This window comes from Ciceribacter lividus (assembly GCF_003337715.1).
Classification (GTDB): domain Bacteria; phylum Pseudomonadota; class Alphaproteobacteria; order Rhizobiales; family Rhizobiaceae; genus Allorhizobium; species Allorhizobium lividum.
Genome location: NZ_QPIX01000015.1, coordinates 19,136 through 37,098 on the forward strand (window position 1 = coordinate 19,136; position 17,963 = coordinate 37,098).

At 68.5% G+C, this 17,963-nt stretch carries 25 protein-coding genes; 5 read left to right on the forward strand and 20 right to left on the reverse strand.

Features of this window, described 5'->3' with window-relative positions:
• The 7 genes from DFR48_RS20135 to DFR48_RS20165 are packed head-to-tail and all read right to left on the reverse strand — an operon-like array spanning position 1 to position 3,572.
• Entirely contained in the window at positions 1-435 is a 435-nt protein-coding gene (locus DFR48_RS20135) for an NlpC/P60 family protein (RefSeq protein ID WP_114365010.1), read from the reverse strand.
• Between the two features lie 17 nt (positions 436-452).
• Positions 453-1,331, reverse strand: a complete 879-nt coding sequence (locus tag DFR48_RS20140; protein WP_114365011.1) for a DUF2163 domain-containing protein — start codon at positions 1,329-1,331, stop codon at positions 453-455.
• The gene (locus DFR48_RS20145) at positions 1,328-1,960 is read right to left on the reverse strand and encodes a DUF2460 domain-containing protein (RefSeq protein ID WP_114365012.1); all 633 of its coding nucleotides are present in this window, start codon (positions 1,958-1,960) and stop codon (positions 1,328-1,330) included. Before DFR48_RS20145 ends, DFR48_RS20140 begins: the two co-directional genes overlap by 4 nt.
• Before the next feature lie 34 nt (positions 1,961-1,994).
• The gene (locus DFR48_RS20150) at positions 1,995-2,570 is read right to left on the reverse strand and encodes a phage tail tape measure protein (RefSeq protein ID WP_114365013.1); all 576 of its coding nucleotides are present in this window, start codon (positions 2,568-2,570) and stop codon (positions 1,995-1,997) included.
• Positions 2,570-2,800 (reverse strand): rcc01693 family protein, encoded by a 231-nt coding sequence (locus tag DFR48_RS20155; protein WP_280956441.1) that lies wholly within the window; start codon positions 2,798-2,800, stop codon positions 2,570-2,572. Before DFR48_RS20155 ends, DFR48_RS20150 begins: the two co-directional genes overlap by 1 nt.
• The gene (locus tag DFR48_RS20160) at positions 2,797-3,153 is read right to left on the reverse strand and encodes a gene transfer agent family protein (protein ID WP_114365097.1); all 357 of its coding nucleotides are present in this window, start codon (positions 3,151-3,153) and stop codon (positions 2,797-2,799) included. Before DFR48_RS20160 ends, DFR48_RS20155 begins: the two co-directional genes overlap by 4 nt.
• 11 nt (positions 3,154-3,164) lie before the next feature.
• Positions 3,165-3,572 carry a phage major tail protein, TP901-1 family gene (locus tag DFR48_RS20165; protein WP_114365015.1) on the reverse strand — a complete coding sequence of 136 codons (408 nt, stop codon included), beginning with the start codon at positions 3,570-3,572 and terminating at the stop codon, positions 3,165-3,167.
• A gap of 866 nt (positions 3,573-4,438) precedes the next feature.
• On the opposite strand from DFR48_RS20165, the gene DFR48_RS20170 reads away from it, so the two are divergent.
• Positions 4,439-5,650 (forward strand): MFS transporter, encoded by a 1,212-nt coding sequence (locus tag DFR48_RS20170; protein WP_114365016.1) that lies wholly within the window; start codon positions 4,439-4,441, stop codon positions 5,648-5,650.
• A gap of 305 nt (positions 5,651-5,955) precedes the next feature.
• On the opposite strand, the gene DFR48_RS20180 is transcribed toward DFR48_RS20170, so the two are convergent.
• From DFR48_RS20180 to DFR48_RS20215, 8 genes are all read right to left on the reverse strand, one after another.
• A complete protein-coding gene (locus DFR48_RS20180) occupies positions 5,956-6,351 on the reverse strand; it encodes a DUF3168 domain-containing protein (RefSeq protein ID WP_114365018.1) in 396 nt (131 codons plus the stop codon).
• Positions 6,335-6,484 carry a hypothetical protein gene (locus DFR48_RS22040; RefSeq protein WP_170141948.1) on the reverse strand — a complete coding sequence of 50 codons (150 nt, stop codon included), beginning with the start codon at positions 6,482-6,484 and terminating at the stop codon, positions 6,335-6,337. Before DFR48_RS22040 ends, DFR48_RS20180 begins: the two co-directional genes overlap by 17 nt.
• Positions 6,481-6,816, reverse strand: coding sequence for a phage head closure protein (locus DFR48_RS20185; RefSeq protein ID WP_114365019.1), 336 nt, complete (start codon positions 6,814-6,816; stop codon positions 6,481-6,483). Before DFR48_RS20185 ends, DFR48_RS22040 begins: the two co-directional genes overlap by 4 nt.
• Entirely contained in the window at positions 6,816-7,385 is a 570-nt protein-coding gene (locus DFR48_RS20190) for a head-tail connector protein (protein WP_114365020.1), read from the reverse strand. Before DFR48_RS20190 ends, DFR48_RS20185 begins: the two co-directional genes overlap by 1 nt.
• A 604-nt stretch (positions 7,386-7,989) precedes the next feature.
• Positions 7,990-9,294, reverse strand: a complete 1,305-nt coding sequence (locus DFR48_RS20200; protein ID WP_114365021.1) for a phage major capsid protein — start codon at positions 9,292-9,294, stop codon at positions 7,990-7,992.
• 6 nt (positions 9,295-9,300) lie between these two features.
• Positions 9,301-9,921, reverse strand: coding sequence for an HK97 family phage prohead protease (locus DFR48_RS20205; RefSeq protein ID WP_114365022.1), 621 nt, complete (start codon positions 9,919-9,921; stop codon positions 9,301-9,303).
• 46 nt (positions 9,922-9,967) lie between these two features.
• The gene (locus DFR48_RS20210; protein ID WP_114365023.1) at positions 9,968-10,285 is read right to left on the reverse strand and encodes a DUF6107 family protein; all 318 of its coding nucleotides are present in this window, start codon (positions 10,283-10,285) and stop codon (positions 9,968-9,970) included.
• 207 nt (positions 10,286-10,492) lie between these two features.
• Positions 10,493-11,665: a phage portal protein gene (locus DFR48_RS20215; RefSeq protein WP_114365024.1), complete on the reverse strand. Its 1,173-nt coding sequence runs from the start codon at positions 11,663-11,665 to the stop codon at positions 10,493-10,495.
• A gap of 349 nt (positions 11,666-12,014) precedes the next feature.
• Between DFR48_RS20215 and DFR48_RS20220 the strand changes: the two genes are divergently transcribed.
• Positions 12,015-12,368 (forward strand): endonuclease domain-containing protein, encoded by a 354-nt coding sequence (locus DFR48_RS20220; RefSeq protein ID WP_114365025.1) that lies wholly within the window; start codon positions 12,015-12,017, stop codon positions 12,366-12,368.
• Positions 12,369-12,424: 56 nt separating this feature from the next.
• On the opposite strand, the gene DFR48_RS20225 is transcribed toward DFR48_RS20220, so the two are convergent.
• From DFR48_RS20225 to DFR48_RS22315, 4 genes are all read right to left on the reverse strand, one after another.
• Entirely contained in the window at positions 12,425-12,760 is a 336-nt protein-coding gene (locus tag DFR48_RS20225) for a Dabb family protein (RefSeq protein ID WP_114365026.1), read from the reverse strand.
• Positions 12,761-12,872: 112 nt separating this feature from the next.
• Positions 12,873-13,478 (reverse strand): hypothetical protein, encoded by a 606-nt coding sequence (locus DFR48_RS20230; protein ID WP_114365027.1) that lies wholly within the window; start codon positions 13,476-13,478, stop codon positions 12,873-12,875.
• A 382-nt stretch (positions 13,479-13,860) separates the two neighbouring features.
• On the reverse strand, positions 13,861-15,108 hold the full coding sequence (locus DFR48_RS20235; protein WP_425359272.1) for a DNA-packaging protein: 1,248 nt from the start codon (positions 15,106-15,108) through the stop codon (positions 13,861-13,863).
• Positions 15,109-15,325: 217 nt separating this feature from the next.
• Positions 15,326-15,910, reverse strand: coding sequence for a hypothetical protein (locus DFR48_RS22315; protein WP_245415677.1), 585 nt, complete (start codon positions 15,908-15,910; stop codon positions 15,326-15,328).
• A 424-nt stretch (positions 15,911-16,334) separates the two neighbouring features.
• Here DFR48_RS22315 and DFR48_RS20245 point away from each other — a divergent pair, with 424 nt between their 5' ends.
• Complete coding sequence (locus DFR48_RS20245; protein ID WP_114365029.1) at positions 16,335-16,655, forward strand: MmcQ/YjbR family DNA-binding protein; 321 nt, start codon at positions 16,335-16,337, stop codon at positions 16,653-16,655.
• A gap of 28 nt (positions 16,656-16,683) precedes the next feature.
• On the opposite strand, the gene DFR48_RS20250 is transcribed toward DFR48_RS20245, so the two are convergent.
• Positions 16,684-17,031, reverse strand: coding sequence for a DUF1491 family protein (locus DFR48_RS20250; RefSeq protein ID WP_114365098.1), 348 nt, complete (start codon positions 17,029-17,031; stop codon positions 16,684-16,686).
• Positions 17,032-17,328: 297 nt separating this feature from the next.
• On the opposite strand from DFR48_RS20250, the gene DFR48_RS22050 reads away from it, so the two are divergent.
• Together DFR48_RS22050 and DFR48_RS20260 are read left to right on the forward strand one after the other, a co-directional pair.
• Complete coding sequence (locus tag DFR48_RS22050) at positions 17,329-17,580, forward strand: type II toxin-antitoxin system HicA family toxin (RefSeq protein ID WP_280956442.1); 252 nt, start codon at positions 17,329-17,331, stop codon at positions 17,578-17,580.
• The gene (locus tag DFR48_RS20260; RefSeq protein ID WP_114365031.1) at positions 17,577-17,963 is read left to right on the forward strand and encodes a type II toxin-antitoxin system HicB family antitoxin; all 387 of its coding nucleotides are present in this window, start codon (positions 17,577-17,579) and stop codon (positions 17,961-17,963) included. Before DFR48_RS22050 ends, DFR48_RS20260 begins: the two co-directional genes overlap by 4 nt.

Sequence of the window (17,963 nt, forward strand, 5' to 3'; positions counted from 1 at the left end):
TCACCTTTCCGGAAAACGATAGATGCCGGCGATCCGCCGTGCCCACGCAGGCGCAAGCGGCGAGCGCACCACGCCCGCCTGTTCGTAGGCGTGGATGAACCGACCGGCTTCGCCGAGAATGCCGGCATGCTTTGCCGAGAACTGCGGCCGGAAGCGGAAGAGCACGAGGTCACCCGGCGCCGCGCCGCCCAGCTCCGTCACGCCGCGGAAATACCGTTCGGCCGCCGCCGTCAGCCGGTCCTCGCCGCTCCGCTCCGCCCAGTCTGGCGCATAGGGCGGCGGCACCTCCGGCTCGTCGCCGTAGAGCTCGCGCCACACCCCGCGCACCAGCCCGAGACAGTCGCAGCCGACGCCGCGGAGCGACGCCTGGTGCCGGTAGGGCGTGCCGATCCAGCCCTCGGCGCAGGCGAGCGCCGCGTCGGTGATCGAAGACATGGAGCCTCTCCTTTGGGCTACTCGAACAGCGGCCCGCCGTCGTGCAGGCTCTCGCCGCTCACATAGGAATAGGCGAAGTCGCTGCCGGGCATGTGCGGGAAGCCCTGAAAATTCAGCGCGTTGGAGAACTTTTCTCGACAGGTCGAGAAAGCCTTGTCGCAGCCGACCGAAACCGCCACCGCGTCTCCCGCCGCGGGCAGCGTCTCGAGCGGCAGCCAGAGCGAAAGCGCCGTGCCACCTGCTGCCGCCCGGCTCTCCTCGACGAGGACCGTCGTCCCGTCGGCGAGCGTCAGGCTGCCTTGCCGGAAATGCCCGTCGGCGAAGGCTTCGAGCCCGCTCACCAGCAGCCGGTCGCGGGCGGGCACCCCCGTCACCACCGCGTCCGCCCGCCGTCCGGGCGCCGAGAGATCGACGCCGCAGCGCCGGTCGCCGAGGGTCGCGTCGCAACGGCGGTTGTAGATCCGCCCCGTCTCCTGCGAGAGCCGATGGGCGAAGCTTCGGAGTTCCGCGGTAAACGCGCCCGCCGCCCGCGAGACCTCGCCGATCTCCTGCACTTTCAGGAGCAGCGCCCCCTCCGGCGCCTGCCAGTTCACCCTGAAGACCTCGACGCGCGCGCCGTCATAGCGCCCGGCGGCGAGATCCGCCTCCGTCACCGCCTCGCTCGAAAAGCCGCCGGTCACCTCGCTCGCGGGTGCCGCCAGCCCCTTTTCCTCGCGCATCTCGCTCGCCTCAAATCCGCTCGCCGCGCGGTATCGCGTGCCGCCGAAGTCGAGCGCCTCGTCATGGTCGGTGAAGCCGAGCACCACGCCGTCGCGCCGCGTCACCCGCCAGCAATGGCAGAGCGTCGTCGCGTCGCCTGCAAGATGCGCGGCAAGGGCCGGCGAAATCGTCCTCATGGCAGCACCTCGACCAGCGGGATCGCCGGAATGCGCCCGGCATTGAAGGCCTCGAGATTGACCTCGATCCGGTCGATGTCGAAGCGCACCGGCACGTCGAATTCGAAGCCGGCCGTCACCCGCACACCGGCGGCGGGCGCGGTCTCGAAAGTCACGATCCCGGTCGCCGCATCGCAGGCGACGCCCGCCTCCGCTTGCGCCCCGCCGATGCCCACGAGAACGGTGCCGGCGACCGGCTTTTCGATCCGCCGCCGCCATTCCCCGCCCGCGTCGCCATAGGTCTTCCGAAGCGGAAAGTCCCGTGTCTCGCCGTCGCCCGTGCCGATCTCCTGGTCGAAGGCGGTGACTACCGCACCCGGCGGGCCGGAGCGGTGGTCGAGCGGATCGCGGAAGCGGAAACCGTAGAGCGCACCGCTGCGTGCCTCGAAGAAGGCGAGCACGTCGTAGAGATCGCCGACCGAGCGTATGCCGGAGCCGGCGTCGTAGCGCCGTCGCGAATTGCGCCAGCGGGCGTTCCGCGCCTCGCGCCCGTTGGAAAGGCTGGTGATGTCGACGCGCCTCTCCGGCCCGCCGCTCGTCGAAAGCGAAAGCCGCATCGGGAAGCGCACCTCGTGAAATCCGCCGGCCATGCTCTCCTCCCTGTCATATCATCGAGACTTGGTATCAGAGGTTCCGCCGGCCGCGCGCCACACTGCGCGCCAGCATGGCGGTCACCTGTCCCTCGCTCTTGCGGAAGCTCTCGGCGTCGCTCGCCGTCACGTTGAAGACGATCTGCGTCGTGCCGCCGCCGCCCGAAACGCCGAGCGTGCCGTCGGCACCGCGTTTCAGCGGCAGCACCGCCTCCGTGCCCGCCTCGCCCATCAGCCCGAGGTCGCCGCCCATCCGAAAATAGGTCGGCGCCGAAACCACCCCGCCTGCGGCAAAGGGCGTCACCCGCCCCGGCACGCCGCCGTCGGCAAAGGCGAAGAGCGAGCCGAGCCCGTTTGCAAGCCCCGCCGTCAGCGACGACACGAGCGTGTCGAGCGGCTTCAGCCCGGCCGAAAGCGCGACCCCCGCCAGCCGTTCACCGACGGCCTTGAGCGTGTCCTCGAGCCCCTTGCCGCCGAGCGTCGCGCTCTTCAGCGCCCCGGTCAGCGCTGCGCCGAAACCCTGCGAGCGTCGCTCCAGCTCGTCCAGCACGCCGATCGCCGCCGACGCATCGAGCGAAAGCCCGAAGGTCACCGTCTCGTCCTCGTTCATCACCTGATCTCCTCATCGGGAAAGCGGCGCATCAGCGCCTCCAGCCCGGCGCGTACGAGCCGGGGTGCGGCCGGCGCGAAGGCGCCGGTCATGGCCGCGAACTCGCGGGGCGAGAGCCGCCAGAAACGGTCGGGATCGAGCCGCAGGAGGCCGAGGCCGGCATGCATCGCCGCCCGCCAGGGAAAGGCGGTGGTCGTCGCCGTTTCCGTCCCCTCGCCTGCAGCTCTCAGCGCTCCGGGCGGGTGTCCTCCTCGTCGAGGAAGGTCGCCGCCAGCAGGTCGCGGACAAGCGCCGCCGTCGCGCTCACACCGCCGTCGATCGCCATCTCGGCCACCTCCTCGTCGGAGAAGCGATTGCCGCCGCCGCGAAGCCCCGCGCCGATGATCCGGATCAGGTCCTCCGCCTTCAGTTTCCCCTCGGAAAACCGCCCGGCGAGGCCCGCGAGGCTCTCGGCCCTGAAGGCCGTCTCCAGCTCCGCGAGCGCGCCGAGCGTCAGGCAGAGAATGCGCCTTTCGCCGTCGATCGTCGCCTCGACCTCGCCACGCCGGCGGTTCGCCCGCCGGACCGTCACGCCCCCACCCATCGAAGCCCCCATCAGAGCGCCCCGAAGGAAAGCTGCCCCGCCGATTCGAGCGCCAGATCGAAGGTCAGCTCCCCGTCATGGGCGCCGGAATATTCGAGCGCGGTGATCTGGAAGGGGCCGGAAACCGTCCCGAAATCGGGGATCACCACCTGCCAGGCGAGGATCGTGCCGTCGAAGAAGGCCGTCCGCACCAGCGCGTCGGACGACTGGTCCTTGAAGAGCCCGCTGCCCGACAGCGACGCCCTCTGCACGCCCGCACCGCCGAGCAGCTCGCGCCAGCGCCCCGCACTCTCGGCATCGGTCACATCGACGGTCTCGGCGTTGAAGGCGAGCGTCTTCGACCGCAACCCCGCCACCGTCGCATACCCGCCGCCGTCCTGGACCTTCAGCAGCAGGTCCTTGCCCTTCTGTGCCACCATGGCCTCGTTCCTTTCGGTTGTTCGATTGTGCGGGGGGGCACCGCGGGTTGCCCCTCCTCTCCCCCGGTGGGAGAGGAAGCGATTTCGGCATCTTAGGCCGAAGGCGTAAGTGCCAGAAATCGCAGGTGAGGGGGAGACGCAGCGGCTCGACATCGCCCCCCTCACTTGGAATTTCTAACACTTAGCTTTCAGCTAAGATGTTGAAATTCCATTCTCCCCCACCAAGGGGGAGAAAAAACCTCGTCCGCCGTCATGCCGGGCCTGACCCGGCATCCAGTCGCTCGATGTCCATCGCGCGGGAAGACTCTTTCGATTTCAGCGGACATGCACTCTTTCGGCTCGCCGACGCTCGCCGGCTGGATGCCGGATCAGGTCCGGCATGACGGAGGCGATGTATGGGCCGCCCGATCTCCCCCTTGTGGGGGGGAGGAGCGGTCGGCGTAGCCGAGCAATCGATCCGGTGAATCGATTGCAGTGACGAACGCCTTGAGCTCGAGCGAAAGGCCGGCCGTCCCTCTCCCCCCTTGTGGGGGAGATGTCACGAAGTGACAGAGGGGGGTGACCTCCAATCTCGGCGCCTGAGATACCCCCTCTGCCCTGCCGGGCATCTCCCCCACAAGGGGGGAGATCGACCCGCGGCCAGTGCCCCGCCCGATCGGTCCTCGAGCGAGGACCCGTGGCGGCGGCTGCACCCTCCCCTTGAGGGGGAGGGTCGGACCGCAGGTCCGGGGTGGGGTGATCCGTGCAATGGTCAGGCCGTCCCCGGCGAGGACCAGGGCAAACCCCGCATCCCCCGCCAATTACATCTTCCGCTTGCACCGCCCGTCCTCTATGGTCGCGGCAGTCTTCCCGCCCTCCGGTTCTCCATGTCCCTTTCCGCCTCGCTCCGTTCGCCCCGCACCGGGCTCGTCGCCCTGCTGTCGGTCACCCAGATCGTCGGCTGGGGCACCAGTTTCGAAATGCCGGGCGTGCTCGGACGCCCGATCGCCGCGGGCCTCGGGCTTGCGAACGAGGTCGTCTTCCTCGGCCTCACCGTGATGATGCTGACCATGGCCGCCGCCGGGCCCTGGACGGGCCGGCTCATCGAGCGCCATGGCGCGGCGCGCATCCTTGCCGCCGGCTCCGCACTCCTCGGTCTCGGCCTCCTCGGCCTCAGCCTCTGCCAGGGTGTCACCGCCTATTTCGCCGCCTGGCTTGTGCTCGGTCTCGGTGGCGCCTTCGGCCTTTCGGTGCCGACCTATGCCGCCGTCGTCGAGCGGGAGGGCGCAAACGCCAAGCGCAGCATCGCCGTGCTGATGATCTTCACCGGCCTCTCGTCGGCCGTCTGCTGGCCGCTCCTCGGCCTCCTCGAACAGCAATACGGCTGGCGGATCACCCTGCAGCTTGCCGCCGCCTTCCATCTTCTCGTCTGCCTGCCGGCGCATCTCTTCCTGCTGCCACCCCCCGCCGCCCGCAGCGCTGCCGAGGCCGCCGCCGCGCGGGCCGAACCGCTGCCGCTCGGAGAGCGCGAGGCGCGGCTCGCCTTCCTGCTGATTGCGCTTGCAATCACCCTCGTTACCCTCGTCAGCTTCGGGGTGTCGCCGTCGCTGATCCGCATGCTCGAACTCTCCGGGGCCTCGCCGTTGCTCGCTTTGCAGCTCGGGTCGCTCCGCTCGGTCTTCGGCATCACCGCCCGCGTGGTCGATCTCCTGCTCGGGCAGCGCAGCTCGCCGCCTACGACCTTCCTCGCCGGCCTCGGCCTGATTGCCGTGTCCATGGTTGTCCTGCTTCTCTTCGGCGGTGCGGGTGCGGCGATCGTCTTCGTCGTCCTCTACGGCTTCGGCACCGGCGTCGTCACCGTCGCCCGGGCGCTGATGCCGCTCGTCTTCTTCTCGCCGGACCGCTTCGCCCGCCAGTCGGCCCGGCTGTCCCTGCCGCAGAACCTTGCGAGCGCCGCGGCCCCGGTGCTGATGACCGCCGTCCTCGACCGGCAGGGGCTCACCGCCGTCATCCTTCTCTGCCTCGGGCTCTCCGTCGCCGCCCTCCTCGCCGTCGCGCTGCTCGCCCGCATCGCCCACCGGGCACGTCAGGCAAGGTGAGGGACGTACCCCTCCCAACCGCCGTCATGCCGGGCCCGGCCCGGCATCCAGTCGCGCGATGTCCATCGCGCGGGGAGACTCTTTCGATTTCAGCGGACATGCACTCTTTCGGCTCGCCGACGCTCGCCGGCTGGATGCCGGATCAAGTCCGGCATGACGACGGGGCAGCCCTGTTAGGGACAGACGACGCCGGCCTCCCCCTCTCTCCCGCAAGCGGGGCGAGGGAACGGTCGCGGCAGTGCCACGAGTCCCTTCTCCCCGCCCGCGGGGAGAAGGTGGCGGCAGCCGGATGAGGGGCGCCCCCCTCACTCCAGCACGGCACGAAACCGCATCTCCGCGACGTAGAACCTTGTGCCCGCCGCCCGCCGGCTTGCCGTGCGGCGATGGGCGAGCGAGACGAGCCGCGCACTGGCAAGCGCGAGATCGGCGTCGTCGAGCAGTGCCCGCACATGAGCCGCGATTTCCTCCGCCTCGCGCCGGCCGGTCGCCGACCAGGCCTCGAAATCGAGGAGGCATTCGAGCCCGTCCTCGCTCGCCGTGCCGTAGGCGCGCGTCTCGACCGCACCCGTCACCAGACGGGGCAGCGTGCCCGCATCTCGTCGCCGGTCGACGATGCCGTCCGGTCCGAGAAGCGCGGCAAGCGCCGCGTCACCCGAAAGCCGCCCATGCACCGCCTGCAGCAGGTCATTGACCGGTGCCATCGCCGCCCTCCCCGTCCTTGCCGGCGTCCGCCGTCTCTCGCGCCTTCTCGGCCCGTGCGGCGATCGCCGCGGCGAGCGCCCGCGTCAGCGCCTCCCTGAAATCCCGGTGGGTCGTCTGCAGCGCGAGCTTCATCGCCCCTCCTCCCGGCAGCGGCAGAGGAGATAGCGGCCGCTCTCGTCCGGATCATGCGCCGTCTCCACGATAAAGACGCGCCCGCCCTTGACGAGCCGCATGCCGGCAGAAACGTCGCTGCGATAACGCATCCAGATCGCATGGGTGATGGTCACCCGGCCGCCGCCCGCCTCCTCGCCGGGCGAGGCCGTCACCGGCTCGATCCGCGCCCAGAGGCTCGCGACCGCGCTCCACGTGACGGTTGCGCCGCCCTGCCCGTCGGGGCTTTCCACGGGCGCTTCCAGCGTCAGCCGGGCCGTCAGCCCGCCGGGGTCGAAGGCCGCCGTCGCCATCAGAGCCTCCGTCGGGCAAACGGCGCCACCAGCCGGTCGTAGCCGGCCGGGATCGCCGCCGGCTGGTCGGCCGGGGCGACCGCGCCGCGATAGGAAAACATCAGCGCCACATGCATCAGCATGACGCGCTTCAGCGTGTCCGGCACCTCTGCCCCGGTGTCGCCGAAGCCGGCGGCAAAATCGATCTCGATGCCGTTGAGTGCGCGTCCCGGCGCCGGCGGATCGCGCAGCCAGAGCCGCGCCGGCCGGCTCTCGCCGTCGAGCAGGTGGTCTTGAAGCGATACGTGAAGCGGGTTCCCGTCGCCGTCGTAGACGGTCACGTTTTCAATGCGTTGCACCGGTCCCCTGTCAATCTGAATCACGCCGCCCGCCGGCCAGTCGTCGCGGTAGAGCCGGTGTGTCTGGGTGATCAGCATCAGGCCGGTCTGGCGTTCGAGATGCTCCCGCGCCACCGTCACGAGGTCGGCGAGCAGGCCGTCCTCGTCGGCGCCATCGAGGCGCAGATGCGCCTTCACCTCGGCAAGCGTCAGCGGCTCCGCCGCCGGCGGAGTGATCAGGGCATAGGTCATGGTGGCTCCGTTCTGGGGCGAATAGGGAATAGGCAGTGGGCAGTGGCGAATAGGCAGTAGGCGGGCCGCGGGCAGGACAGGGTGAAGGGTAAGGGCAAGTGATCGACGCACGATGCTAACCGCCGTCATGCCGGGCTCGACCCGGCATCCAGTTGCGCGATGTCCATCGCGCGGGGAGGCTCCTTCACCTTCATCAAAATGCATTCTTTCGGCTCGCCGACGCTCGCCGGCTGGATCCCGGATCAGGTCCGGCATGACGGAGACCTATTTGGCTGCGTCAGATCCGCCTGCGGCCCCTTCTTCTGCCCCTCATCCGCCTGCCGGCACCTTCTCCCCGCTCGCGGGGAGAAGGGACAAGCGGCACCGCGTTGGCCGTCCCTCTCCCCGTCCTTACGGGGAGAGGGTCAGGGTGAGGGGCAATCGTGAGAGAGGCACCGCCGCCGGCGTAATGACGACGCAGCTCACGGCGTCTTCGGGAAACAGCGAGTAGGGAATAGGCAGCGGGCAGTGGCGGAACGCGTCCGTCCGATCTCCCCCCTCGAGGGGGGAGATCGACCCGTGGCCCGCAGCCCGCCCACTGCCCACTGCCCACTGCCCTCATTCACTACCCGAACTTCACGAGCTTGATCGCCTCGAAATTCTGCACCCCGCCGCCGACGCGCTTGGTCGTGTAGAAGAGCACGTAGGGCTTGGCCGAATAGGGGTCGCGCAGGATGCGCACCCCGGTGCGGTCGACAACGAGGTAGCCGGCACGGAAGTCGCCGAAGGCGATCGAAAGCGCGTCCGCCGCGATGTCCGGCATGTCCTCGGCCTCCGTCACCGGAAAGCCCATCAGCGCCGCCGCCTGGCCGGCCGCCGCCGGCGGCTGCCAGAGATAGTTGCCGTCGGCGTCCTTGAACTTGCGGATCTCGCCCTGGGTGCGGCGGTTCATGACGAAATGGGCGTTCTGCCGGTGGCCGGCCTTCAGCGCGTAGATCGCCGTAATCAAGACGTCGGAGGCGCCGCTTGCGGCAAAGCCGCCCGCCACCCCGGTTCCGACATGGCCGAGGCTGCCCCAGGCCCAGTTCGCATCGGCGACGGTCGGGTAACTCAGGAATCCCTTCGGCCGGTTCACCCCGTCGCCGGAAACGAAGGCCGCGCCCTCCTGCTCGGCAAAGGCGATATCCACCTCGCCGGAGATCCAGGCCTCGATGTCGACTGCAGCGTCGTCGAGGAGCGCTTGCGTCGCCGCCGGCATGGCATAGAGCTCCATGGTCGGGAAGGTGAGTTCGGCGAGCTCCGGCGTCGCCGTCTGCGGTCGTGCCGCCGTCTCCGCCACCCAGCCGGACGCCATGCCCGCCGGCGCGAACGGCTTCTTCAGCACCGCGCCGGAGACCTGCCGGACGGTCGCAAGCGCCCGGATCGGCGAGACGGAGGCGAGCCGGCGGCCGATCTCGCTGTCGGTTTCCGGCGGCACCAGATAGCCGCCGTCACCCGGCACACCGGCGGAAAGCGCCTTGGCCTCCAGCTCGCGCAGCCCCGTCTCGTCGCCGCGGCGGATATAGCTCTCGAAGGCCGCCTTCAGCTCTGCCGCTTCCGCGCCGCCCATTCCACCGGCCGTACTACCGCCCGCCCTTTCGAGCGGCGGGCGCAGCTTCTTGATGGTGAGCTGGTCGAGAAGCCGTCCCTGCTCGTCCATCGCCCGGTTGATGCGCTCCACCTTGTCGCGGGTGACCGTGTCGGCGGCAAGCTTGCGCTCGACCTCCGAAAGCCGCTCGTCATTCGCTTCCTTGAAGGCCTCGAAGGCCTGCATGAAATCCTCGAAGGCCGCCGAGACCGTGTCCGGCACCGCCTTCACCTCCGGGGCCGCCCGCCCCGGCACGCCACCCGTCTCTTCCGCACCCGTCCCGTTCGCCTGGTTCTCGCTCATCGCCTCTCATCCTTCGTTCACGTTGCTGGATCTGAAATTGCCGGCCGCCATCCGCCGGGCCGCCCGCCGCATCAGGCGGACGAGTTCGGTTTCCCTGTCGCGGAAGAACCGCGCATTCTTGACGTTCGAAACCCGCGCCGAGGGCTGCATCGGAAAGGTCACGACGGAGATCTCCCAGAGGTCCGCCTCGAGGATGCGGCGGATGCCGCTTGCCCGGTCCGCCTTCGCCCGCACGGTGCGAAAGCCGATCGACAGCCCGTCGAGCGCCCCGCTCGTGAGCAGCGCATGCACCTCGCGGGCGCGCGCCACGCCCTTCGCCAGCTCGCCCTCGACATAGAGGCCGCGGGCGTCCTCGCGGATCACCCGCCAGGCGCCGATCGGCTCGGCCGGATCGTGCTGGTAGAGCATCCGCACGCCGCCCGGCCCCCGCGCCGCAAGCGAGTGGCCGAACGCGCCCGGCATCACCACGTCGCGGCCGAGGTCCACCTCGCCGAACACGCTGGCATAGCCGGAAAAGACGCCGTCGCCGGTCACGCCGGCCAGCGTCAGGCTCGCGAATTTCTGGGTGAGCGACACCGGGCCACGATAGGCCGGGCCGCGATAGGCCTGCCCGCGATAGGCACGCATCGGCATTCTCCTTCGATCGATGGAATGGGTAGGGAAGGTCCGGCCGCTACCGGTTCGGCCGGCCGTAGCGGTCGAGGAAGCGGACCAGCAGGCCGAGGCTCCACCAGGCGAGAAGGCTCGCGGCGGTTGCACCGGCCAGCACGATGTCCTCCGGCGAAAGGCTCGCCACCAGCCCGAGCTTCTGGGCGAGCCAGAGGCCCGCCGGATCGCCGAAGATCAGCCCGCAGGCGAGCCCGGTGAGAAAGCGGCCGGCCGCCTCCTGCCTGCCCTTCGGCAGCATGTAGACGAGCGAGATCGCCGACCCGGCGAAGGCGCCGAGCACCTTCGCGGTGAATTGCGCGCCGTCCTGGCTCCAGTCGGTCATTTTATTAACCTCTTCTAATTAAACTGAAATCCGCGTCGCCTCGGCCCCCCGCGGGCGCGAAAGCGCCCCTCGTGCGCGGCATGAAGCGAGCGCGAATTGCCGAGCCGGATGAATCCCTTGGCGGACGTTCCTGCGATTTCGATTCCGCTTCTTCAGAGACCGATTCAAGCTCTTCGCAGATCGCTGGAGGTCACTGCCCGAGACGCATCAGTCCGTCTCCGGTCCGTAGCCGACCTCCGCCCGCTTCTCCGCATCGGACAGGAAGTCCGCACCGCCGAGCCGCGCCCAGAGCGCGTCGCGTTCGGCGGCGAGCCCCGCCACCTGGTCGAGGTCGGGGGCAAGCGTCAGCGCCTCGCCGAAGAGGCCGGAGAGGAAGCCGGAGACGCTCTTCGCCGTGCGGTTGACGAGCGGCAGCACGGTCAGCCGGAAGAAGGCGCGGTTCGCCTCCTGGTAGTTGGCATAGGTGTTGTCGCCGGGAATGCCGAGCAGCATCGGCGGCACGCCGAAGGCGAGCGCCACGTCGCGCGCCGCCCCGTTCCGCGCCTCGACGAAATCCATGTCGCGGGGCGAGAGCCCCATCGATTTCCAGTCGAGCCCGCCTTCGAGCAGCAGCGGCCGCCCGGCCCGCATCGGCCCGGAATAGCCGTCGTCCAGCTCCCGCTTCAGCCGTTCGTACTGGTCGGGCGCGAGATTGCCGCCCTCCTTCGGTTGGTAGACGAGCGCGCCTGAGGGCCGCGCGGAATTGTCGAGCAGCGCCTTGTTCCAGCGCGCCGCGGCATTGTGGAGGTCGAGCGCGACCTGGGCGGCGGCAAGTGGCGGAAAGCCGAGATGGTCGTCGAGCGGATGGAAGAGCTTGAGATGCAGAAGCGCCCCCTCGCCTTCCGCCGCAATCCGCCGGACCGCGCTCCCGGCGCGGTATTCGTAGGCCTCCGGCCAGCCGTCGCGGCCGGCGACCACGCTTACCCGGTCGGGCCGGAGCAGATGCAGTTCGGCCACCCGCCCGCCGAGGATCAACGGTTCGACGAAGGCGTTGCCGGCAAGCAGGAGGTGGCCGTAGAGCGCTTCCAGAAAATCCGCCCCGCCGGTGCGCCCGTTCGGCCGCGCCATCAGCGTCAGCGCCGGATGCTCGCCGACCTCGCTCTCGCCGTCATAGAGCAGCCACGGCACGGCGGCGGCGGCTTCCGAAATCAGCCGCACCGTGCGGTGGGCGACCGGGTTTTTCATGAAGCCCTCGCGGGCGAGCGTGCCGTAGGAGCGCCCGCTCCACAGTGCCCGCCCCTCGCCGGCAACCAGCGCCAGCCCGCCGCCGGCGGCCTTCCGTTCGGCCACGGCTCCCTCACCCGCCGCGGCTCCCCACGGCAGTCGAAACGGCAATCTCATCGGATTTTTCCTGTTGTTTCGAGGTTGGCTCCACGCAGGGTGCGCCTCTTCTCCCTTGGAGGGAGAAGAAGCGAAATCCGCATCTTAGCGAAAGCTAAGTGCCAGATTTCGCAGATGAGGGGGTCCGGACCACCGCGAGCAATCTGCAACGTCCTTTGCACCGGTCGCATCCCCGGCTCTCCGGGAAGGAGCCATCGCATCGATTCACCCCCTCACCAACAAAATCTGAGGTTTAGCCTTCGGCTAAGCCCTCGATTTTGTATCCTCTCCCTCGTTGGGGAGAGGAGTGGCGCCGCCTTGCGTGGTCTGCGGTGAAACGGCATGATTTGGCGTTTTCCGGAGAGCCTCTATGGGCAGAGAGTTTCCCGAATTGGCCCGAAGGCGGGCAAGGCAAATGCGGGTCGATGCAACCGATCCAGAGGCGATCTTTTGGTCACATGTCCGCAACCGGTTGTTGAACGGCCACAAGTTCAGACGTCAGGTCCCGATTGGCCCATACATTGTCGATTTTCTTTGTGCGGACAGGAAACTGATCGTCGAGCTCGACGGCTTTCAGCATGCCGAAGACCCTCGCGACGAAAACCGCGACCGTTATCTGTCCTCGCTTGGTTATCGCATTCTCCGCTTCTGGAACCACGAGATCTACGCGGATGTCGGCCAGGTCCTCGTCCATGTCGTCGAGGTTCTGGAGGGCCGAGCGTGACGCCACTCCTCTCCCCTGCGAGGGAGAGGATACAAAATCGAGATCTTAGCTGAAGGCTAAGTCTCAGATTTTGTTGGTGAGGGGGACGACGCCTCCCGCACCGCATCCTCCACCACGTAATCCGCCGCAAAGCGCCTGCCGCGCAGCGGCTTCACCCTGTCGATCGAGGTCTGGTAGAGCGGATGCGCGTGGTAGGCGGCCAGCGCCGCCTCGTCCTCGAACTCGCCGTAGACCACGACGTCGATGCCGTCGTCGAAGCGGTCGGCCTTCATGTTGGTCGCGATCTCCAGCCGCGTCGCCGCCGGAATGCCGGTCAGGATCGACAGGCCGTCGAGCACGGCGTCGAGGTCTTCGTGCTTCGGCACGGTGAAGAGGACGATATGGCGGATCACGGGCCTTCGCTCCGGCTTGGTTGACGGCGGGCGCCTCTCTATTCGGGCAGCCGCCGGATAGCATGGCCGCCCGCCCCGCTCAATTGCCTTCCACCCACGTTCTCGACCAGCGTCAGGCGAGCGCCTTCATGAAGGCGCGGCCGTAGCCGGCAACGAGCGCCGCTCGGTCGAGGCCGTTGACGATGCGCCGCGCACCGATCCAGTCCTCTCTCGCCGCCGAAAAGACGTCGGCGAGCGCGACGCCGGTGAAGAGCCCGCGCATCATGCCGCTCACCAGCACGCTTGCCGCAACCTCCATCTCCATCGCCCGGGCCGGATCGCTCACGAGGTCGATGCCGAGCGCCTCGGAGAGCCGCCGGTAGTTCCGCCGGTGGGTGATCTGCACGAAGCCGCGGCCGAGAAAGCTCCGCCCCTCGGCGTCGCGCCGCCAGTAGGGGCGGCGAACCTGCGGCAGGCGGCCTGCGGCATAGGCCCGGTCGAGGATTTCGATCGCCCTGTCGTCGGTCGAGGCGAGCGTCTCGCGCACTGGCCGCATGGTCCGCGCCGTCTCGTGGAAGGCGGTCGCCAGCATGTAAGCGAGATGGCGCGGATCGCCGCCCGGCGCCGCCTTCATCCATTCGCCGCGGATCGCCGCAATCCCCCGCACCTGCCCGTCGGTCAGGCGCCCGCCGAAGGGGTCGGCCCGGATCGCCCGGTAGAAATCGCGTTCATCGGCCATCGTCGATTCGTCCCTCGTCTCCGCCTCCCTCGCTCACGGCAACAGCCGGCCGCCCCCGTTTTCGGTGGGTTCCGAAGGGGTGCGACAAAATTGCAGTGAGAAACCGGGAAACTCTAATCGTTTTAAAGAATTTCAATCGTTTAGAGCACCCGAAGGGAGTATTTACAAAGATTTAACACTGTGAAAATTGGACCCGTCCCATGTCGGACGCGCCCGCTCATTGAGGAGAGATCCGGATGCAAGTGAAGCCCACTCAGCCCCAGACCCCTGCCCAGATTCAGGCCCAGTCAATCCCGGCCCATGTTCTCGAACGCATGGAAAACGAATGGCGCCAGATGCGCCAGGGCGCCGGCCAGCCGTCCACCTCCACGAAGTAAGCCCATCACACATGCCTGACGCGCGGTTCGCCCGCGCGTTCCAGCATCAGCGCCGTCAGCGCCCAGACCAGCGCATCCAGCCGGTCGGGCGAGCGGCCTGACGAGAGCCCGTCGGGGCCGAAATCGCACATCTGGTCTTCGAGAGCCGAAAAGCGGCCGGCATGCACCACCCGGCCCTGCTCGTAGAGTGCGGCCACCGGCTCGGCCCGCAGATATTTCCCGCGCGTCGCGCGCACCAGCGTCAGCGGCAGGCCGGCATCGATGCTGCGCAGCACCGCCGCCACCATCTCGCCGCCCTGGTTCGCCTCCGCCACCACCCGGTCCGCCTCGAAGCGCCGGTAGGCGCGCACCACCGCCTGCGCCCATTGCGCCGGGCTTGCCGCCTCCACCGAACAATCGGCGAGCACCGCGGCCCGGCCGTTCTCCTCGAGCCCGGCCACCACGATGCCGCAGCAGCTTTCGCGCCCGGTGCCCGCCGGCGGGTCGACCGCCACGACGATGCGCCGGAGCGGCCCCGTCAGCTTCACCGTCACCGCCTCGATCCGCTCGCGCTTCCACAGCGCGTCCTCGCGGTCCTCGATCAGCTCGCCGTCGAGTTCCTGCCGGCCGAGCCGCGTGCCGCCGTAGCGGTCCTGAAGCGCTGCGATGAAGCCGGGCGCGAGGTTTTTGGCATTGTCGGCGGTCGAAAGCCGGCTCACTCGCGTTCCCTTGCCGGCGATCAGCCGTTTCAAAAGCGGCAGCGGCCGCGGCGTCGTGGTCACCAGCTCCCGCGGCGCAGTGCCGAGCCGCAGCGCAAACTGCAGCATGTCATAGGTCTCGTCGGGATATTTCCATTTCGCCAGCTCGTCGCACCAGGCGAAGTGAAACTGCGGCCCGCGCAGGCTCTCCGGGTCCTCGGAGGAGAAGAACTGCGCGATCGCGCCGTTCGGCCAGACGAGCCGCCGGCGCGAGATTTCGACCTCCGGCCGCATCCGCCGGGCGATCCGCCAGATGCCGGAGGCACCGTCGACCATCACCTCGCGGGCGTCGCCCAGCGTTTCGGCGACGAGCGCGATGCGCAGATCGGAGCGCGCGCCGGCGGCGAGCGCCAGCGCATGCACCCATTCCGCGCCGGTGCGGGTCTTGCCCGAGCCGCGCCCGCCGATCACCAGCCAGGAGCGCCAGTCGCCTTCGGGCGGCTTCTGCTCCGGCCGGCCGGTGAACTCCCAGCTCCGGCCGATCCTTTTCAGCACCGCCGGATCGCAGAGCGCCAGCCGCGCGAGCACGTCGCCGACATCCGGATCGGCGACGGTGCTTTCCGTGGGCCGTGTTTCCACCGTCTGCGGCGGCAGGCTTGCGGCGATATCGCCCGCCAACTCGTCCGACGAAGCCGTGTTTCGCGCCCTCGCCGCGCCGATGCTGTCGAGCCCCTTGCGGTTGTCGTCGAGTGCCTGCACGACCCAGCCCCTGCCCTTCCTCACCGCGCGCCTGTCATCCGCTTTCTGCGCCCGGCGCGCTTTCCGGTTCACCGGGATCGCCGGGCCTTTCCCCGGCCGTGGCGGGAGCGCCGTCGCGGGCCGCGGTCCAGCTTTGGAGAAGACGTCTTGCACGCGCATCGGCCTGGGCCTCGATGATCGCCCGAAGTTCCGCCCGGATTGCCGCATCGCCACCCTCTTCCTCGGCCTCCAGTTCCGCCGCCTCGCGGTCGCGCACGATCTGCCGCTGCAGGCCGTCGATCTTTTCGAGCGTCCGGACGAGAAGCGCCATGGCATCGGTCGCCGCCTTCGCGTCGGCGCGCGCGGCCTTCGCCGCCGCCTCGTCCTCGCCGGAAATCAACGCCTCGGCCGAGGCCCGCAGCCGGCGGAAGAGCTCGAACTGGTCGCGCATCTCCGCCGTCAGGTCGTTCAGAAGCATCTGGAATTCGTCGACGGGTGACGGCCGGTCGGCCGACTTCAGTTCGAGGAACAGCCGCCCGACCGCCCGGCGCACCCGTGGCGCCTCCGCAGGCTCCGCGCCCGCCCCGCCCGGCGGCCAGAGGCCGAAGACCGAGATGTCGAATTCGTCTGCCTCGTCCATCGCCTGATCTCCCTGCCGGCCCGCGCCGACGAAAAAGGCCCGGGGCGAACCCCGAGCCTCGAATGTTTGACAGTGCCTGGCGGTACCGCGGTTCGATCTCCCCCCTTGTGGGGGTTGAGGAGCGGCCGGCGAAGCTGGGCAACCGATCCAGTGAATCGATTGCGGCGACGAACGCCGGCAGGTCAGAGGGGGGTATCACCGAGAGCGCCGAGGCCGGAGGTTCACCCCCCTCTGTCGGCTCCGCCGACATCTCCCCCTCATGGGGGGAGATCGGTGCCCGAACCCACCGGGCCACCCCGGCCGCACCTCTTCGACCATGACAAAAGACTAGCAAACGACCGTCACGCCGTCAAGGATTATTTTCCTATCCATTGTCCTGCCCACCGCTCTCCCCTATCCTCACGCGGGGAGGAAGGAGCCAGTCATGACCGAGGACGAGGTTGCCGCTCTCGCATTGTCGTTGCCCGAGGCGGAGGAGAGCGCCCATTTCGGCAAGCGCGATTTTCGCTTGCGGGACAAGGTCTTCGCCACCCTGCCGCGGCCGGACGAGCTGGTGCTGAAGCTTACCCCCGACCGGCAGGCGCTTGCCGTCGCGGCAGCACCCGACCTGCTTTCGCCGGTGCCCGGCGCCTGGGGCCTGAAGGGCTGGACGGTGTTGCGCTATGCCGCCGCCGATCCCACCGACGTCGCAGACCTCCTGCGCAGAGCGTGGGAGACCGTCGCCCCGAAGCGGCTACGCGGCTGAGGTTCGACCGGCGCGCGCCGCCCCTCGCCTATCCCTCGCCGCCGGCGATGGGCAGCACGCCGTCGAGGTCATCGGTTTCGAGTTCCACCACCCAGTAATCGGGGTCGAAGCGGCCCTCGCGCGCAAGCAGCGCGTCGACCTCGCCCGCCTCCACGCGCGTCAGCCGCACCTCGAAGCCGCGGTCGTCACGCCCCTCCTCGGCCATCAGGCTCTGCGGAACCGGACCGTAGAGCGTTTCGAGCCCGTCGCGAAAGCGCTGGCGCACATAGATCGCCCCCGCCTCCTCGGCGCCCTTGCGGGCGACGGCGGCAAACCCGCCGGACGAAAACACGCGGCGGACGAGCGCGGAAACGAAGATGTCGGAACGAAGACGCATCCGCGCGTCATAGGGCAAGCGGGGGCCGAAGGGAATGGGGGTGGAGGAGGTGGCTGCGTGCGTCAAACCATGCTCCGGAAACTTGGTGAAGAATGCTCGGACCAACACGAGCGGAGCGTGACACACAGAGCTCTACCCTTGACTGCAATCTTGCGTTGCGCAACCATCTCAAACATTGGCCACGCAGCCACCGATTTGAATATTTCTGAAACTTGTCCCATAGGAACAGGCACCATATGCGACTATATTTCAGTTGCACTGCCGCATCGAAACGGCGTAAAATTTCGGCGAGAAGACATGTCGCGCGGAGATAGGCTTGTCGAGGACTTCAAGGCGTGCCGAGGACCGTTTCCTTACAGGGAGCTTGTACGGATGCTCGCAAATCTCGGCTTCGAGGAAAAAGACGCCGGCGGAGGATCGAGACGGAAGTTCGTCCATTCCTCCACGAAACAGATCATCCGCCTGCATGAACCCCACCCCGGAAACGAGGTGAAGCCGTATATGGTCAGGCAGATACGCGATCAACTGATCGAGCAGGGTTTGATATGAAAACAATCACTTACAAGGGCTATCAGGCGTCCGTCGAATTCGATGACGGCGCGCTTTTCGTCAAGGTACTTCATATCGACGACGTGCTGGTCGCCGAATGCGACCGGGCCAGCGAAGCCGAGGCCGTCGCCCGTGACCTGATCGACGCCTACCTCGCCGACTGCAAGGAGGAGGGCCGCGAACCGGCGAAGCCCTACAGGGGCAGCTTCAACGTGCGGGTCACGCCCGACTTGCACAAGCGTGCAGCGATGAACGCCGCGGAAGAAGGCATATCGCTCAACAGCTGGATCGGTGACGCCATCCAGCAAAAGCTCGAGCACGCCGGGCGGCCTGATCGCGCCGAAGGCACCGCCTCCGGGAGACGGCACGCCTTGCGGGCCTGA

What these genes read in the sequence shown, in the direction of transcription:
- DFR48_RS20135 (WP_114365010.1), bottom strand. Translation starts at nt 435, where the DNA reads ATGTCTTCGATCACCGACGCGGCGCTCGCCTGCGCCGAGGGCTGGATC.
- DFR48_RS20140 (WP_114365011.1), bottom strand. Translation starts at nt 1,331, where the DNA reads ATGAGGACGATTTCGCCGGCCCTTGCCGCGCATCTTGCAGGCGACGCG.
- DFR48_RS20145 (WP_114365012.1), bottom strand. Translation starts at nt 1,960, where the DNA reads ATGGCCGGCGGATTTCACGAGGTGCGCTTCCCGATGCGGCTTTCGCTT.
- DFR48_RS20150 (WP_114365013.1), bottom strand. Translation starts at nt 2,570, where the DNA reads ATGAACGAGGACGAGACGGTGACCTTCGGGCTTTCGCTCGATGCGTCG.
- DFR48_RS20160 (WP_114365097.1), bottom strand. Translation starts at nt 3,153, where the DNA reads ATGGGTGGGGGCGTGACGGTCCGGCGGGCGAACCGCCGGCGTGGCGAG.
- DFR48_RS20165 (WP_114365015.1), bottom strand. Translation starts at nt 3,572, where the DNA reads ATGGTGGCACAGAAGGGCAAGGACCTGCTGCTGAAGGTCCAGGACGGC.
- DFR48_RS20170 (WP_114365016.1), top strand. Translation starts at nt 4,439, where the DNA reads ATGTCCCTTTCCGCCTCGCTCCGTTCGCCCCGCACCGGGCTCGTCGCC.
- DFR48_RS20180 (WP_114365018.1), bottom strand. Translation starts at nt 6,351, where the DNA reads ATGGCACCGGTCAATGACCTGCTGCAGGCGGTGCATGGGCGGCTTTCG.
- DFR48_RS22040 (WP_170141948.1), bottom strand. Translation starts at nt 6,484, where the DNA reads ATGAAGCTCGCGCTGCAGACGACCCACCGGGATTTCAGGGAGGCGCTG.
- DFR48_RS20185 (WP_114365019.1), bottom strand. Translation starts at nt 6,816, where the DNA reads ATGGCGACGGCGGCCTTCGACCCCGGCGGGCTGACGGCCCGGCTGACG.
- DFR48_RS20190 (WP_114365020.1), bottom strand. Translation starts at nt 7,385, where the DNA reads ATGACCTATGCCCTGATCACTCCGCCGGCGGCGGAGCCGCTGACGCTT.
- DFR48_RS20200 (WP_114365021.1), bottom strand. Translation starts at nt 9,294, where the DNA reads ATGAGCGAGAACCAGGCGAACGGGACGGGTGCGGAAGAGACGGGTGGC.
- DFR48_RS20205 (WP_114365022.1), bottom strand. Translation starts at nt 9,921, where the DNA reads ATGCGTGCCTATCGCGGGCAGGCCTATCGCGGCCCGGCCTATCGTGGC.
- DFR48_RS20210 (WP_114365023.1), bottom strand. Translation starts at nt 10,285, where the DNA reads ATGACCGACTGGAGCCAGGACGGCGCGCAATTCACCGCGAAGGTGCTC.
- DFR48_RS20215 (WP_114365024.1), bottom strand. Translation starts at nt 11,665, where the DNA reads ATGAGATTGCCGTTTCGACTGCCGTGGGGAGCCGCGGCGGGTGAGGGA.
- DFR48_RS20220 (WP_114365025.1), top strand. Translation starts at nt 12,015, where the DNA reads ATGGGCAGAGAGTTTCCCGAATTGGCCCGAAGGCGGGCAAGGCAAATG.
- DFR48_RS20230 (WP_114365027.1), bottom strand. Translation starts at nt 13,478, where the DNA reads ATGGCCGATGAACGCGATTTCTACCGGGCGATCCGGGCCGACCCCTTC.
- DFR48_RS22315 (WP_245415677.1), bottom strand. Translation starts at nt 15,910, where the DNA reads ATGGACGAGGCAGACGAATTCGACATCTCGGTCTTCGGCCTCTGGCCG.
- DFR48_RS20245 (WP_114365029.1), top strand. Translation starts at nt 16,335, where the DNA reads ATGACCGAGGACGAGGTTGCCGCTCTCGCATTGTCGTTGCCCGAGGCG.
- DFR48_RS20250 (WP_114365098.1), bottom strand. Translation starts at nt 17,031, where the DNA reads ATGCGTCTTCGTTCCGACATCTTCGTTTCCGCGCTCGTCCGCCGCGTG.
- DFR48_RS22050 (WP_280956442.1), top strand. Translation starts at nt 17,329, where the DNA reads ATGTCGCGCGGAGATAGGCTTGTCGAGGACTTCAAGGCGTGCCGAGGA.
- DFR48_RS20260 (WP_114365031.1), top strand. Translation starts at nt 17,577, where the DNA reads ATGAAAACAATCACTTACAAGGGCTATCAGGCGTCCGTCGAATTCGAT.